Source organism: Micromonospora hortensis (genome assembly GCF_022230935.1).
In the GTDB taxonomy this organism is placed as follows: domain Bacteria; phylum Actinomycetota; class Actinomycetes; order Mycobacteriales; family Micromonosporaceae; genus Micromonospora; species Micromonospora hortensis.
On record NZ_JAKKFE010000011.1, the window covers coordinates 17,881 to 33,180 of the forward strand.

Annotated in this window: 14 protein-coding genes and 1 pseudogene; 5 read left to right on the forward strand and 10 right to left on the reverse strand. The window is 70.4% G+C overall.

Annotation, left to right across the window (positions count from 1 at the left end):
* Window positions 1-213: 213 nt before the first annotated feature.
* From NIE111_RS06925 to NIE111_RS06940, 4 genes are all read right to left on the reverse strand, one after another.
* Entirely contained in the window at window positions 214-555 is a 342-nt protein-coding gene (locus NIE111_RS06925; RefSeq protein ID WP_091397247.1) for a hypothetical protein, read from the reverse strand.
* Window positions 556-641: 86 nt separating this feature from the next.
* Window positions 642-1,571 carry a sugar ABC transporter permease gene (locus NIE111_RS06930; protein WP_238683585.1) on the reverse strand — a complete coding sequence of 310 codons (930 nt, stop codon included), beginning with the start codon at window positions 1,569-1,571 and terminating at the stop codon, window positions 642-644.
* Entirely contained in the window at window positions 1,568-3,208 is a 1,641-nt protein-coding gene (locus tag NIE111_RS06935) for an ABC transporter permease subunit (RefSeq protein WP_238683586.1), read from the reverse strand. The genes NIE111_RS06930 and NIE111_RS06935 overlap by 4 nt, the downstream gene beginning before the upstream one ends.
* Window positions 3,208-4,458, reverse strand: coding sequence for a sugar ABC transporter substrate-binding protein (locus NIE111_RS06940; protein WP_238683587.1), 1,251 nt, complete (start codon window positions 4,456-4,458; stop codon window positions 3,208-3,210). The genes NIE111_RS06935 and NIE111_RS06940 overlap by 1 nt, the downstream gene beginning before the upstream one ends.
* A 199-nt stretch (window positions 4,459-4,657) precedes the next feature.
* On the opposite strand from NIE111_RS06940, the gene NIE111_RS06945 reads away from it, so the two are divergent.
* The 3 genes from NIE111_RS06945 (at window position 4,658) to NIE111_RS06955 (ending at window position 7,955) form a co-directional block, all read left to right on the forward strand.
* Window positions 4,658-5,704: a LacI family DNA-binding transcriptional regulator gene (locus tag NIE111_RS06945; protein ID WP_238683588.1), complete on the forward strand. Its 1,047-nt coding sequence runs from the start codon at window positions 4,658-4,660 to the stop codon at window positions 5,702-5,704.
* A 32-nt stretch (window positions 5,705-5,736) separates the two neighbouring features.
* On the forward strand, window positions 5,737-7,374 hold the full coding sequence (locus tag NIE111_RS06950) for a glycoside hydrolase family 13 protein (protein WP_238683589.1): 1,638 nt from the start codon (window positions 5,737-5,739) through the stop codon (window positions 7,372-7,374).
* A 209-nt stretch (window positions 7,375-7,583) separates the two neighbouring features.
* Complete coding sequence (locus NIE111_RS06955; RefSeq protein WP_238683590.1) at window positions 7,584-7,955, forward strand: VOC family protein; 372 nt, start codon at window positions 7,584-7,586, stop codon at window positions 7,953-7,955.
* Window positions 7,956-7,959: 4 nt separating this feature from the next.
* On the opposite strand, the gene NIE111_RS06960 is transcribed toward NIE111_RS06955, so the two are convergent.
* From NIE111_RS06960 to NIE111_RS06985, 6 genes and pseudogenes are all read right to left on the reverse strand, one after another.
* Window positions 7,960-8,397 (reverse strand): hypothetical protein, encoded by a 438-nt coding sequence (locus tag NIE111_RS06960; protein WP_091394593.1) that lies wholly within the window; start codon window positions 8,395-8,397, stop codon window positions 7,960-7,962.
* Between the two features lie 81 nt (window positions 8,398-8,478).
* Window positions 8,479-8,865, reverse strand: a complete 387-nt coding sequence (locus tag NIE111_RS06965) for a GntR family transcriptional regulator (RefSeq protein WP_238683591.1) — start codon at window positions 8,863-8,865, stop codon at window positions 8,479-8,481.
* Window positions 8,865-9,791, reverse strand: a complete 927-nt coding sequence (locus NIE111_RS06970) for a YihY/virulence factor BrkB family protein (protein WP_238683592.1) — start codon at window positions 9,789-9,791, stop codon at window positions 8,865-8,867. The genes NIE111_RS06965 and NIE111_RS06970 overlap by 1 nt, the downstream gene beginning before the upstream one ends.
* Before the next feature lie 109 nt (window positions 9,792-9,900).
* Window positions 9,901-10,482, reverse strand: coding sequence for a 2'-5' RNA ligase family protein (locus NIE111_RS06975; RefSeq protein WP_372488292.1), 582 nt, complete (start codon window positions 10,480-10,482; stop codon window positions 9,901-9,903).
* 14 nt (window positions 10,483-10,496) lie between these two features.
* The gene (trpS, locus tag NIE111_RS06980; RefSeq protein ID WP_238683594.1) at window positions 10,497-11,522 is read right to left on the reverse strand and encodes a tryptophan--tRNA ligase; all 1,026 of its coding nucleotides are present in this window, start codon (window positions 11,520-11,522) and stop codon (window positions 10,497-10,499) included.
* A 216-nt stretch (window positions 11,523-11,738) separates the two neighbouring features.
* Window positions 11,739-12,755, reverse strand: a pseudogene (locus tag NIE111_RS06985) (hemolysin family protein); the annotation flags it as partial.
* Between the two features lie 195 nt (window positions 12,756-12,950).
* Here NIE111_RS06985 and galE point away from each other — a divergent pair.
* Both galE and galK read left to right on the forward strand, forming a co-directional pair.
* A complete protein-coding gene (gene galE, locus NIE111_RS06990; protein WP_238683595.1) occupies window positions 12,951-13,934 on the forward strand; it encodes a UDP-glucose 4-epimerase GalE in 984 nt (327 codons plus the stop codon).
* The gene (gene galK / locus NIE111_RS06995) at window positions 13,931-15,100 is read left to right on the forward strand and encodes a galactokinase (protein ID WP_238683596.1); all 1,170 of its coding nucleotides are present in this window, start codon (window positions 13,931-13,933) and stop codon (window positions 15,098-15,100) included. Before galE ends, galK begins: the two co-directional genes overlap by 4 nt.
* Window positions 15,101-15,300: the final 200 nt, after the last annotated feature.

Here is a 15,300-nt window from a genome sequence, read left to right on the forward strand (position 1 = left end):
ATCAGCCGACCTGCGGGTGTGCCGCCGGCTGTCCCACGTTACGGACGGGAGCGTACGCCCGCGTCCACCCACCGGCCGACAATCGTGCACGACTGTTGAGCGCCTGTTACCCGGGTGTAACCCTTGCGTGGGGCAAGTCACTCTTCGTGCTGGTAAGCAAGCGCCACGGCGTCCGCAACGTCCGTTTTCTGGAGGCGTTTTCCTCCTCGGACGTTACCGCCAAAAGACCGCGACCGCCGCGTTGACCAGGGTCAGACCGACGATCGCGAGGAAATGACCGCGGTTGACCACGTCCCGCTTCCGGGAGAAGAAGACCATGACGAAGATCAGCAGCGCGATCACCAACTTCGTCACAAGTTTGGCCGGCGCCGGTTCGTCGCCGTCGCGCAGCGGCGCGGAGAGACCCAGCCCGGTCAGCAACTGGATCACCGCCCCCCACAGCATGGCCGGGTTGATCCGCAGCCGACCGCTGGCGTACTGGGCGATCGAGCCACCGAGCAGCAGGGCGAACCCGATCAGATGGACATAGAGAAGGATGAGTCGGAGTGCTTCCACGCCGCCCATCCTCCCCCATCAACGACAGTTTGTAGTAGTGGAAGGGCCGGTCGGCGCGTCCCGGCCGCCCGGCCACTGTCGACTACCTATCCCTTCACGGCGCCGGAGGTGAGGCCGGAGACGATGTAGCGCTGGAGGAACTGGAAGACCAGCACTGTCGGGATCGCGGTCAGCAGGGTGCCGGCCGCGAAGATGCCGAAGTTGGTGTTCCGCTCGCCGCCCTGCAACATGCCCCGCATGCCGACCGCGAGGGTCTTGGCGTCCGTGTCGGTGAGGAAGACGCTCGCCATCAGGAACTCGTTGATGGTGTTGATGAAGGCGAGCAGCCCGGTCACCGCGAGGATCGGCGCCACCAACGGCAGCAAGATCCGGAAGAAGACCTGGGCGTGTGAGGCGCCGTCCACTGTGGCCGACTCGTCCAGCTCCCGGGGCAGGGTGTCGAAGAAGCCCTTCATCAGCCAGGTGTTCACGCCCAGCGCGCCACCCAGGTAGAGCAGCAACAGACCCCACTGGGTGTTGAAGCCGATGGCCGGCCACAGGTCGGTGATCGTGCCGAAGATCAGGAAGATCGCGACGATCGCCAGGAACTGTGGGAACATCTGGATCAACAGCAGTGACAGCAACCCCACCCGTCGCCCCTGAAACCGCATCCGGGAGAAGGCGTACGCCGCGAGCGCGGAGAGGAAGACCGAGGCGAACGCTGCCCCGCCGGCGATGAGCAGCGAGTTCAGGAACCAGTCGGCGAACTCGGTGCGCGCGAACAGATTCCCGAAGTTCTCCAACGACACCCCGCCGGTCGGCACCAACTCGGTGGACGACAGGGTGCCGAGCGGATTGAGCGCCGCCGAGACGACGAACACGAGCGGAAAGAGACTGAACAGCACGCCGAGCAGGCCGACCAGGTGCCGCCAGCCGACCTCGGCGAACCATCGCTTCTTCCGCTTGCCCGCGTTGCGGTTGACCGCTGCCGGGCCGTTCGCGCCACCCGGGACGGCGGCGCCGGTGAGCATGGTCATGCGTACACCTCCTCCTGTTGGCGGGTCCGCCGGAAGCTGACCGCCGACACCACAGCGACGATGGCGAAGATGAACAACGAGATGGCAGCGGCGAAGCCGAACTGTGCGGCCTGGCCACCGAACGCCAGCCGGTAGGTGTAGGTGATCAGCAGGTCGGTGGCGCCGTTGCTGGGGTTGTCCGCCGGGAACGGCGCGCCCTCGGTGGTCAGGTAGATCGCGTTGAAGTTGTTGAAGTTGAACGCGAACGACGAGATCAGTAGCGGCGAGAGCGCGACCAGCAGCAGCGGCAGGGTGACCGCCCGGAACGACTGCCAGCGCGACGCCCCGTCGACCGAGGTGGCCTCTGTCAACTCCCGTGGGATGGCCTGTAGCGCGCCGGTGGCCACCAGGAACATGTACGGGTAGCCGAGCCAGAGCTGCACCAGGATCACCGCGGCGCGGGCCGACCAGCCCTGCCCGAACCAGTCGACGCTGAGCCCGAACAGATTGTTGATCAGCCCGAAGTCGGTGTTGAACATGTCCCGCCAGACCAACAGCATCGCGAAGGACGGCATGGCGTACGGCAGGATCAGCAACATCCGGTAGAGGTTGGTGCCCCGCATTCGGGGCGAGTGCAGCGCCAGGGCGATCACCATGCCGAGGATGAACGTGCCGCCGGTGGAGCCGATGGCGAAGGCGAAGTTCCAGATCAGCGTGCCGAGGAACGGCCCGGAGATCCGCTCGTCGGTGAGCACCCGGGTGAAGTTGGACAGCCCGACGTTCACCTTCCACCCCTGGGCGAGCCGCTCGCCGTCGGCGGCGACGAACGCGCCGACCTCGCCGTCCGCGGTCCAGGTCTTACCACTGTCGCTGTCAGTGACGCAGTCGCAGCCGGCGTCGTACGCCCGGACGGCCTTGCCCTCGTACGCCCGGGACAGGCCGGACGAGCGCAGCGCGCCTCCGGCGGTCGGCACCACCAGGTCCGTGATGTCCTTGCTGCGGGCGCTGGCCTGGCCGACGTTCAGCACTGTGTAGCCGTCGGCCGCGGTGACCTTTCCGCCGGGGCCGACGGTGGCCGCGCCGGGATCGAGCGGACGCAGGCCCCCGGCGTCGCCGACGGAGACCGTGTCGCTTCCTGGCTTGGTGATCAGGAAGACCAGGGCGCCGGTGGCTGGGTCACCCTTGGTGGCGACCGACAACGGGTACTGGGTGGACCCCGGGACCTGCTTGACCGAGGAGCTCTGGATCGCGACGATCGCGTCGTCCTTGCTGCCGCGGTGGCCGTCGCCGAAGTTGGTGAAGGCAGTGCTCGCGGTGTAGAGCACCGGTACGACCTGGAAGGCGATCAGGAAGAGCGTGCCGGGGATGAGGTACTTCGCCGGGACGTGCCGGCGGCCCAGGTACAGATAGAACAGTGCGGCGGTGGTCAGCACGAGCACCGCCAGCCCGATCCACTTCTCGGCCGCCACGAGCGGGAAGGCCGCCCAGATCGCGATCCCGGCCACCAGGCCGAGCAGGATCACCTTCGCGGCGAGGCCGGCTACGGTGATCGGCGCGTGGTTCCGCGCGGTACGGGAGGTGCGCGGGGACCCGGTGCGGACGGGCCCCCGGCCCGGGGCCTGCTGGGCAGACCCCGGGCCGGACAGCGGTGCGCTCATTACTTGATCGAACCGGCGATCGTCTTGCCGGCCGCGGTAACCGTGCTGGTCGGGTCGGCGCCGCCGATGACGGCGGCCTCGGCCTTGCCGAACGGGTCCCAGATCGCGGCCATGGCCGGGATGGCCGGGAGCACCTGGCCGTTCTTGCCGGCCTCGATGAACTTGGCCAGGTCCGGGTCACTGCTCTTGACCTGGTCCAGCGCGGCGGTCAGCGCCGGGGGACGCGGGTCGGCCTGGTAGAGCGCCAGGGCCAGGTCCGGCGTGGTGACGTGGTTGGCGACGAACTCCTGGGCGAGAGCCTTGTTCTTGCCCTTGGCCGCCACGTAGAAGGACTGGACGCCCACGAACGGCGCGGCCGGCTTGCCGCCGGCGAAGCCGGGAACGGCGGAGACGTCGTACGTGATGCCGGCCTTCTTCACGTCGGCGGTGGCCCACGGCCCGGAGACCAGGAAGGCGCACTTCTTGCCGGTGAAGGTGGCTGTCGCGTTGGTGTCGGCGATGGAGCGCTTCAGCACGCCCTCGCCCTTCTCACCGAGCGCGGCGATCTTCTTGAACGCGGCGATCGACTCGGGCTTGCCCACGCCCAGGTCCTTCGGGTCGTAGTCGCCGTTCGCCGTGGTGCCGAAGAGGTAACCGCCGGCCGAGGTGTACAGCGGGTAGATGTGGTACGCGTCGCCCTTCTGGCCGACCTGGAGGCAGAGCGTCTCGGTGACCTTCTTCTGCGCCTTGAGTTGCTTGCCGGTGGCGACCAGGTCCTCGATTGTCTTCGGTGCCTCGGGGGCCAGTTCGGTGTTGCGGATCAGCGCCAGGTTCTCCTGGGCGTAGGGCACGCCGTAGAGCTGGCCGTTGAACGTGACGGCCTTGACGGCGGTCTCGTTGAAGGCGGCCTTCTGCTCGTCGGACAGCTGCACCGGGTCGATGGCACCGTTCTGGACCAGGTTGCCGATCCAGTCGTGCGCGCCGATCACCACGTCCGGGCCGCCGCCCTGGCTCGACACGGTCACGAAGTTGTTCTGGAGGTCCTCGTTCGGGACGGCCTGGACCTCGACGGTGACACCGTTCTCCTGGCCGAACTTCTCGGCGAACGGCTTGAGGGCGGCGGTCCGCTTGTCGTCCGCCCAGATCACCAGTTTGCCACCGGCGGCCTTGGGGGTGTCCTTCGCGGCCGGCTCGTCGCTGTCGCCACCGCAGCCCGAGGCGGCGAGCGCCAGGGCGAAGAGGGCGACCACACCCGCGGTACGGATGCGCATCGGTGCTCCTGTCGTCATGGCGGGCCGCCGGGGGAAGGGCGGGCCCGCCAGTGGAAAGCTCTGGAAGTTCTTGCCAACCGGCGCGTGGATGCTGCGCCGCTGCTATCGCATGTTGCGGGGACGTTAGCAAGGCGTTGCAAGTTATGGAAGGGCTTGCAGAGCACCCCGCAAGAACTTGCCGGTGGGCTAAAGTGCCGCCATGCGCGCTCGACTGTCCGACATCGCCCAGCAGGCCGAAGTCAGCGAGGCCACGGTGTCGCGGGTGCTCAACGACCGCCCCGGCGTGGCCCCCGAGACTCGGCAGGCCGTCCTCACCGCCCTCGACGTGCTCGGGTACGAGCGCCCGGCCCGGCTGCGTAAGCGCAGCGCCGGCCTGGTCGGCCTGGTGGTGCCGGAGCTGGACAACCCGATCTTCCCCGCCTTCGCCCAGGTCATCGAGTCCACACTGGCGCAGAGCGGTTTCACCCCGGTGCTCTGCACCCAGAGCGCCGGCGGCGTGACCGAGGACGAGTACGTGGAGATGCTGCTGGACCGACAGGTCTCCGGGATCGTCTTCGTCTCCGGTCTGCACGCCGACACGGCCGCCAACCACGACCGCTACCGGGCGCTGCTCGCCCGACCGTTGCCGGTCGTGATGATCAACGGCTACGTGCCCGGCATCGGCGCGCCCTTCGTCTCCTGCGACGATCGGGAAGCGGCCGAACTGGCCGTCGCCCACCTGGTCGCGCTCGGGCACCGACGGATCGGCCTGATCACCGGCCCGGACCGGTTCGTCCCGGTGCAGCGCAAGGTGGCTGGCTGGCGCTCCGCGATGACCCGGCTGGCCGGGGTCGCCGAAGCCGACCTGGGTCCGCTGGCCGAGCTGTCACTGTTCGGAGTGGAGGGTGGCGAGGCTGCGGCCGGCCGCCTGTTGGACCGCGGCGTCACCGGCGTGGTCTGCGGCTCCGACCTGATGGCGCTCGGCGCGATCCGAGCCGCCCGCCAACGCGGCCTCGACGTCCCCAATGGCCTCTCCGTGGTCGGCTATGACGACTCCCCACTGATGGCTTTCACCGATCCGCCGCTGACCACCATGCGGCAGCCGGTCATCGCGATGGCGGTGGCCGCCGTCCGCGCCCTGGTGGACGAGATCAACGGGCACGGCGCCCCGCACTCGGAGTACCTGTTCCGCCCGGAGCTGGTGGTGCGCGGCTCCACAGCCGTCGCGCCGAGCTCCGCCCGCTTGTCTTACGCAAGATCTGCTTGACTCTTGCAGCGGCGGGCCGGCATATTGCTCGAATGATCAGCACCACCATCCCGCCGCACGCCACCGACGACGACTGGTGGCGCTCCGCCGTCGTCTATCAGGTGTACGTCCGCAGCTTCGCCGACAGCGACGGCGACGGCACCGGCGACCTCCAGGGCATCCGGCAGCGCCTGCCGTACCTGCGCGACCTCGGGGTGGACGCGCTCTGGCTGACCCCCTTCTACACCTCGCCAATGATCGACGGCGGGTACGACGTGGCCGACTACCGGGACGTCGACCCGATGTTCGGCACCCTCGCCGACTTCGACGCGATGATCACCGACGCGCACGCCCACGGCCTGCGGATCATCGTCGACCTGGTGCCCAACCACACCTCCAGCGCGCACCACTGGTTCACCGCGGCGCTCGCCGCCGGCCCCGGCTCACCGGAACGGGCCCGCTACCTCTTCGCCGACGGTCAGGGCACGCACGGCGAGTTGCCCCCGAACGACTGGGAGAGCATCTTCGGCGGCCCCGCCTGGACCCGGATCGCTGACGGTCAGTGGTATCTGCACCTGTTCGACCCTTCGCAGCCGGACCTGAACTGGCGTCACCCGGAGGTCCGCGCCGAGTTCGAGGACGTGCTGCGGTTCTGGCTGGACCGGGGCGTCGACGGATTCCGCGTCGACGTGGCGCACGGCATGATCAAGGCGGAAGGGCTGCCGGACGTCGGCTTCAGCTCGGCGACCACCGGCCAGCGCCAGGTCGAACTGCTCGGCAAGGGCCGGCTGCCGTACTTCGACCAGGACGAGGTGCACGAGATCTACCGGGCCTGGCGGCCCATCCTGGACAGCTACCCGGGCGGTCGGATGGCGGTCGCCGAGGCGTGGGCCGAGACGCCACAGCGCCTGGCCCGCTACATCGGTCCGGACGAGTTGCACCAGGCGTTCAGCTTCGACTTCCTGGACGCCACCTGGTCGGCCGACTCGTTCCGCAAGGTGATCGACACCGCGTTGGCCGAGGCGACAGTCGTCGGAGCGCCGACCACCTGGGTGCTGTCCAACCACGACAAGCAGCGGCACGTCACCCGGTACGGCGACGGCGTCGAAGGGCTGCGCCGAGCCCGGTCCGCCAGCCTGCTGATGCTCGCCCTGCCCGGCTGCGCCTACCTCTACCAGGGCGAGGAACTGGGCCTTCCAGAGGTCCTCGACCTCCCCGACGAGCTGCGCCAGGACCCGGCGTTCCTGCGCACCGGCGAGAGCCGCGACGGCTGCCGGGTGCCCATCCCGTGGAGCGGCGAGCTGGCCCCGTACGGCTTCGGGCCGGCCGGCAGTGAGCTGAGCTGGCTACCCGCCCCGGCGCTCTGGCAGGAGCTGTCCGTCACGGCGCAGACCGACGTGCCCGGCTCGACCCTGGAGCTGTACCGGACCGCGCTCCGGATCCGCCACGAGCATCCCGCGCTCGCCCTCGACGCCGACGGGGTCACCTGGCGGGAGAGCGAGCCGGGCGTGCTGGCCTTCTCCCGCCGCTCCGCCGACGCGACAGTGCTGACCTGCGTGGTCAACTTCAGCGGCGCGCCGGTCCTGATCGACGGGTACGGTCAGCCGCTCGTCGCCAGCGACGAGCTCACCGAACAGGGCTCCGGCCAGCTGCTGCCAATTGACGCGGCAGTCTGGTTGGAACGGCGCTGAACGGGTAACTCGTTCTCGACCTGGTCGTTCGTCGTGCCCCGCGCCGACGGGCGACTGGGCTACCGGCCCCTTGTGGTGGGGGGTGAGGTGCCACCGGCGCCGCGCGGAGTCCGCTCCGCGTGGCGCCGGTGTCCGTGTGCCACCCGCAGGTTAGATCCGCGGATGGCGCGGGTACCGAATCGGGCACCATCACTACGGAGGTGACCCCCATGGTGGTACGGATCGCCCAGTGCACGCTCGACGTCGAGGACCTGGACCTGATGGTCTCGTTCTGGTCCGCGGCGCTCGGCTACGAGGTCGAGAAGGGCGACGACGGCAGCGCCAAGCTCTGGCCGCCGGGGCAGCCGTCCGCCGCCGCGCCCACAGTGTGGTTGCAGGGCTCGGGCACCGCCAAGCGGGGCAAGAACCGGCTGCACCTCGACCTGGTCGCGGACACCGACCCCCAGTCCGAGGTACGGCGGCTGCTGAGCCTCGGCGCGCGGCAGGTCGACGTCGGGCAGACCGGGACCGAACAGTTCACGGTGCTCGCCGATCCCGAGGGCAACGAGTTCTGCGTGCTGGACCGCGCGCCGACCCGCTGAGGTCTCACTTCGCGGTGAGCAGCGCCGCGATCCGGGTGAAGCCGGCGCGTACCTCTGCCTCGTCCGGCGGTTCGGCGGGCTCACCGTGGCCGGCCTCGTCGGCCGCCGCGTCCAACTCCTCGTCGATCACGTCCTCGAAGTCCCCGTACAGGTCGGCCCCCTCCACCTGACGGGCCTCGTCCTCGGCGGCGACCTGCGCGGCGGCGATCTCGCTGCGGATCTCGTCGGCGGACAGCGCAGGCAGCAACGGCTCCACCACTGCCATCAACTGCTCCTCGGCCACCACCGCCTCGGCCAGGGCCAACGCGTGCGGTCGCTCGTACGGCCCGCAGACCACCGGCTCCCACTCGTCGAGGTCACCGAGCGGACCGAAAGTGATGATCCATGGCAGGCCGAGGAGCGGTGAGTCCGCCGGCAGGTCCAGTGTCATGAGTGCGCCCACCGGCTCATCATGGTCCGCGAACGCGAGCGACGACGCCGTTCTGCTCAGTTATCGCCCGACCGGCGGTCGATCGGCGGCCGGTCAGCCGGGACGGACCGCATCCAGGGCCGCGCGGACCAGGGCGAGCGCGGTGGCCGGCGGCACGCCGAGCCGGGCGGCCTCCGCCGCGTAGCCGGCCGCCGCCTGCTGCAACCTGTCGACGGCGTCGTTCCGCCCGGGGGCGACGAAGGTGCCGTTGCGCCCCCGGGTCTTCAGCAGCCCGGCCGCCTCCAGCTCCCGATAGGCGCGGGCCACAGTGTTCGCGGCCAACCGCAGGTCGGCGGCGAGCTGCCGGACGGTGGGCAGACGGCTGCCCACCGGCAACCGGCCGTCGCCGATCAGCTCGGCGAGCTGCACGCGCACCTGCTCGTACGGGGGCACCGACGAGTCCGGGTCGACCGAGATCAGCACCTGCGCGCCTTCCGTCATCAGCCCGCACCGCCCGGCGTACCGGGGTCGATGCCCTCATCGACATCCCTCGGTGGGGCGGGGGTTTCCGCCAGGTCCACCACTCGGCCGTTGGTGCTGGTCGCCAGGAGCGCCGCGCCGAACAGCACCAACTGGTTGAGCAGGTAGAGGTACAGCAGCAGACCGACGGCGCCGGCCACCACCGTGTACGCCGGGTTCCGCTCGGTCCGCACCACGTAGTATCGCCCGACGGTGTTGAGCAGCGTGATGCCGACAGCCACCAGCACCACCACCGGGCGCAACCGGGACCGGCTCATCCGCAGCCGGGGCACGGCCAGCAGCAACGCGGTGGCGAGCACGGTGTTGACCAGCACGCTGAGCACCGCGCTGATGGTGGTCAGACCCACCGACCCGGTGCTGCGCAGCAGGAAACGCAGCAGCGACTCCAACGCGTCCACAGCCGCGACCGAGACGCCGAGCAGCACGAAGACGCCGATCATCACGCCCAGGTCGACGAGTCGCCGCACCACCAGATTGCCCGGCTGCTGGTTGAGCTGGTACATCAACCGCTGCGAGGACCGGATGGCCTCGACCCAACCGATCCCGGTGAAGACCAGGATGACCAGGCCCACCACACCGACGGTGCCGCTGGAGTTGGCGATCTGCTCGGCGTCCAGGAACGGCAGGTTCTCCTTGAGGAAGTCGGCCGCCGCCGCGCTGACCTCGTCGTTGTCCTCGAGGATCGCCCCGAAGATGGAGAACGCGACCAGGGCGAGGGCGAACACGGCGAAGAAGCCGTAGTAGGCGATCGCGGCGGCCAACCGGCCGGCCAGCACCTCGCCGTACAGCACCCCGGCCCGCCAGACATGATCGAAGAGCCTCGACCGGTGGCGCGCGGCGCTCACCCAGCGGTCGATGCCCGTCTCGATCCGGCCGATCACGTTCACGCGGTCATCCTCGCCGATCTCCCACCGCTGTAGTGGCAACCGGCTTCCGATGCTCGCCGGCCGGCGCGTCGCAGATGCTTCAGGTGCTGACGGCTCGGTTGCCGGCGTTTCAGTTGCCGAGGCAGAAGTCCCGACGCGGCTGCCACCTGGCCTGCCCGCTGTGCGAGAAGAGGGTGAACCCGTCGACCTCGAACATCGCGGAGAAGTCGGCCAGATCCTCGTACACCTTGTCCAGAGCCTCCGGTGCGACGTCCTGAGCCACTGTGACGTGCGGATGGTACGGGAAGCGGAGCTCGCGGTGCAGGCCCGGCGCCGCGGCGATTGCCGCGGCCAGCAGCTCGCACTCGCTGATCCCGGCGGCCACCGCGACGAACACCACCTGGGTGACCGGACGGAACGTGCCGGTGCCCCGCAGGTGCAGCGTGAACGGCAGGTGCCCGGCGGCGACGGCGGCCAGGTGCCGCTCGACCGCCGGCAGGTTCGCCGTCCGGATCTCGGTGGGCCCGAGCAACGTCACGTGCGCGGGCACCGCCAGCGGATCACCGGCCTCGACCCGCCGCCGGGTGAGCAGGGCACCCCACGGCTCGGGGATGTCCACCGCGATGCCGATCTGGATGGTGTCGCCGGCCGGCGGCACCCCGCCACTGCGATCCACGCTTCGCGCCGCCCCTCCGACCACCGAACCGTCCACCTGTACCGCGGGAGCTACTCGCCGCGCACGGGCGGGAAGAACCCAACCCGCTCGTACGCGGACCGCAGGGTCGTCGCGGCCACCGCACGGGCCTTCTCCGCGCCGGCCGCGAGCAGCTTGTCCAACTGCGCCGGATCGTCGAGGTAGGCGCGGGTGCGCTCCTGGATCGGCCGGACGAAGTCCGTCACCACCTCGGCCAGCTCCTTCTTCAGATCGCCGTAGCCGCGGCCCGCGAACGCGGCCACCAACTCGTCGATGCCGCGGCCGCTGAGCGCCGAGTAGATGGTCAACAGGTTGGACACACCCGGCTTCGTCTCGGCGTCGAAGACGATCTCCCGGCCGGTGTCGGTCACCGCCGAACGGATCTTCTTCGCGGATCGGGCCGGATCGTCGAGCAGGTCGATGATGCCGGCCGGCGAGGACGACGACTTCGACATCTTCGCGGTCGGGTCCTGCAGGTCGGTGATCTTGGCAGTGTCCTTGACGATGTGCGGCGCGGGCACCGTGAACGTCGCGCCGAACAGCGAGTTGAAGCGCTGGGCCAGATCCCGGGAGAGCTCCAGGTGCTGGCGCTGGTCCTCGCCGACCGGGACCGCGTTGGCCTGGTACAGCAGGATGTCGGCGGCCTGGAGGACCGGATAGGTGAACAGCCCGACGCTGGCCCGCTCGTTACCCTGCTTCTGCGACTTGTCCTTGAACTGGGTCATCCGGCTGGCCTCGCCGAAGCCCGTGATGCAGCCGAGCACCCAGGCCAGCTGCGGGTGCTCGGGCACCTGCGACTGGACGAACAGGGTGCTGCGCTCCGGGTCGAGCCCGACCGCGAAGAGCTGGGCCGCGGCCACCCGGGTCCGCTGGCGCAGCAGCGCCGGGTCGTGCCCCGCGGTGATGGCGTGCAGGTCCACCACGCAGTAGAACGCGTCGTGGGTGTCCTGCAGCGCCACCCAGTGCCGCACCGCGCCGAGATAGTTGCCGAGATGGAACGAGTCGGCTGTCGGCTGGATGCCGGAGAAGACGCGGGGCCGGGCGGGAACGTCGGACATGGCGATAATTCTGTCAGCAAGCACCCCGGTCCGTCATGACGGGCCGGCGGGTCGGCTCCGGCCCGCCGGTGCCGGGGTGCTGACCTCGCGTGGTTCGCCCGCGCCGACCCGGCGCGTCGGCCCGACCGCGACCCGGCGGTGCTGCCCCGCCATCGCCTCCCGGGCCGGCTCGGGGCCACCTGCCGAGGCCGACGCGGACTCGCGGCGCCGCCCGGTGCTCTGCCCGGTGCTCTGCTCGGTGCTCTGTTCGGTGTTCTGCTCGTGGCGCTGCTCGGTGCGGGCGGCGGAGACGGCGAGTTGGGCCACCCGGCGGCCGTCCAACGCGAGGACCCGCAGCAGCCAGCCGGCCGGCAGCTCGGCCGGATCGGGCGCGCCGACCTCGGCGGTGGGCGCGCCCGGCACCGGCACCTCGTCGCCGGTCACCGGGAGCCGGCCCAGCGCGGCCATGACGAACCCGCCCACCGTCTCGTACGGTCCGGCGGGTAGGGCCACCCCGGTCCGCTCGGCGAAGTCAGCGAGGTTGAGGCGGCCGTCCACAACGGCGGGCAGGCCGGCGTGCACCGGGTCCGGGGTGGCGTCGTACTCGTCGTGGATCTCGCCGACCAACTCCTCGATGAGGTCCTCCAGGGTGACGATCCCGGCCGTGCCGCCGTACTCGTCGACCACCACCGCGAGGTGCTGGCCCTCCCGGCGCATCTCGGTCAGCGCGGCGAGCACCCGTTTACTGCCCGGAAGCCGCTTCACCTCGCGGGCCAACTCGCCGACGGTGACGCACGGGTCGGCGTCCGGGCGCAGCAGTACGTCACGGAGGTGCACGAAGCCGACCACGTCGTCGTGCGTGCCGTCGGTGACCGGGTAACGGGTGTGCGTTTCGGCGCGGACCAGTCGGGCGGCTTCGACGATGGTCAGCCGCGCCGGGAGGAAGACCACCTCGGTGCGCGGCATCATCACCTCGCGGATCAGACTGGCACCGGCCACCAGGACCTCGTCGATGATCCGCCGCTCGTCCGGGTCGAGCACCGTGTTCGCCGCCACCAGGTCCCGCAGATCAGCCTCGGAGATGTGCTCCCGGCCGGCCGTCGGACCGGTCCCGAGCAGATCGGTGACGAGTCGGGTGGCGCCATCCGCGGCGCGCACCAGCACCCGGGCGACGGCCCGGGCGAGCGGGCCAGGGTCGCGGCGGGGGTGTGCCCGCGCGTGTCGCCGGAGCCCGGTACGGGCCGCTTCCCGCATGACAGAGATGGTAGACACCGTGGGCCCACCACGCCGGGGATCACGCGGAGCGGCGGAGAGATGTTCGGCTCTGTTTAATCATGAGAGATTATGATGGAATGGGGTTGACGGTGGCAACGGCGAGAGCGCCGACCACCGCCCTAGTGTGATCACCGAAGGGCCACGTCCCGGGCGGGCCAGGCAGGAGGCAACGACGTGAAACTGCTCGTCACCGGGGGCGCCGGCTTCATCGGGAGCGTGGTGACCCGGATGCTGCTCGACGCGGGTCACCAGGTGGTCATCCTGGACGACCTGCGCACCGGCCACCGCGAGGCCCTCGCCCCGGACGCCACCCACGTGGAGGCGTCCATCCACGACGCCGCCCGGGTCATCACCGCGAGCGCCGGGTTCGACGGGGTGCTGCACTTCGCCGCCCTGATCGCCGCCGGCGAGTCGATGGTCAAGCCGGAGCTGTACTGGCACAACAACACCATCGGCACGCTCGCCCTGATCGACGCGGTAAGGGCCGCCGGGGTGCCCCGAATGGTCTTCTCCTCCACCGCCGCCGTCTACGGCAACCCCACCGAGCTGCCCATCACCGAGAACGCGGTAAAGGCGCCCACCAACACGTACGGCGCCACCAAACTCGCCGCCGACATGGCACTCACCTCCGAGGCGATCGCGCACGGGCTGGCCGCCGTGTCGCTGCGCTACTTCAACGTGGCCGGCGCCCACCTCGACGGCGAGATCACACTCGGCGAGCGGCACGACCCGGAGACGCACCTGATCCCGATCGCGCTGGACGTCGCCGCCGGCCGGCGGGAGAAGCTCCAGCTCTTCGGGGACGACTACCCCACAGTCGACGGCACCTGCGTCCGCGACTACATCCACGTCGCCGACCTGGCCCGCGCGCATCTGCTGGCGCTGGACGCGGCCACCGGCGGCCAGCACCGGATCTACAACCTGGGCAACGGCAACGGCTTCACCAACCGGCAGGTCGTCGACGTGGTCCGCGAGGTCACCGGGCACCAACTGCCCGTCGAGGTCGCCCCGCGCCGCGAGGGCGACCCGGCCGAGCTGGTGGCGTCGTCCGCGCTGGCCCGCGAGGAGCTGGGCTGGGTGCCGCAGAAGCCGACCCTGCACGACATGGTCGGGGATGCCTGGGCGTTCTACCGCACGCACATCCTGGGCCAGTCATGAATCACCCGAGCAATGATGTCGCCGAGCGGGCTACGGCCGGCTTCTCCGCGCAGTTCGGTGCCGAGGCTGCCGGCCGCTGGGCGGCCCCGGGCCGGGTCAACCTGATCGGTGAGCACACCGACTACAACGAAGGTTTCGTGCTGCCGTTCGCCCTGCCGATGCGTACCGTCGTCGCTGCCGACCGGCAGGACGGGGAGCACTGGACGGTCTGGTCCGAGCTCTCCGGCGAGGCGATCACCTTCGGCGCGGACGACGTCGCCGAGCCGGGTCGGGTCACCGGCTGGGGCGCGTACGTCGCGGGCGTGGTCTGGGCGCTGCGCGAGGCCGGTCACCCGGTGCCGGGCGCTCGGCTGGCGATCGCCTCCGACGTGCCACTGGGCGCCGGGCTCTCCTCCTCGGCCGCGCTGGAGTCGGCAGTGCTGGCCGCCCTGCTCGACCTCGGCGAGCTGGAGCTCGCCCCCGAACTGCAACCCCGGCTGGCGCAACGGGCGGAGAACGTCTACGTGGGCGCGCCGACCGGGATCATGGACCAGTCCGCGGCCATCCGTTGCCGCGCCGGGCACGCCCTCTTCCTGGACTGTCGCGACGAGTCGGTCGAGCACATCCCGTTCGACCTGGACGCCGACGGGCTGGCTGTGCTGGTCATCGACAGCCGGGCGCCGCACCGCCACGCCGACGGGGAGTACGCGGCCCGCCGTCGCTCCTGTGAGGCCGGGGCCAACGCGCTCGGCGTTGCCGCCCTCCGCGACGTGGGCGTCGACCAGCTCGATGCCGCGTTGGCGCAGCTCGACGACGAGGAGACCCGGCGACGAGTCCGGCACGTGGTGACCGAGGACCAGCGCGTACTGGACACTGTGGCGCTGCTCCGCGCCGCCCGGGTCCGCGACATCGGTCCGCTGCTGACGGCCTCCCACGTCTCGATGCGTGACGACTTCGAGATCACCGTGCCGGAGATCGACACCGCGGTCGAGGCGGCATTGGCGGCTGGCGCGCTGGGTGCCCGGATGACCGGGGGCGGCTTCGGCGGCTGCGTGCTCGCGCTGATCGAGGCCGACAGTGCCGACGCGGTAGCCGCCGCCGTGACCGACGCGTACGCGCAACGAGATTTCACCGCCCCCGGCACCGTGACGGTTCTCCCCTCCCCCGGCGCCACCCGCCTGCCCTAACCCGAACCGCCCCCACCCACCCCCTCTCACCCACCCCCACCCCCCTCCCCAGCCGGTGATCAAGAGGTTTGCGTCAATTCGGGCCCGAATCCTGACGCAAACCTCTTGATCATCCGCCGCAGGCGGAGGGGTGGGAGGGGGAGTGGGAGGCGGGGTGGGGTGGGGATCGTGCTTGTTCATGGAAGTAGTGGCCTCACCCG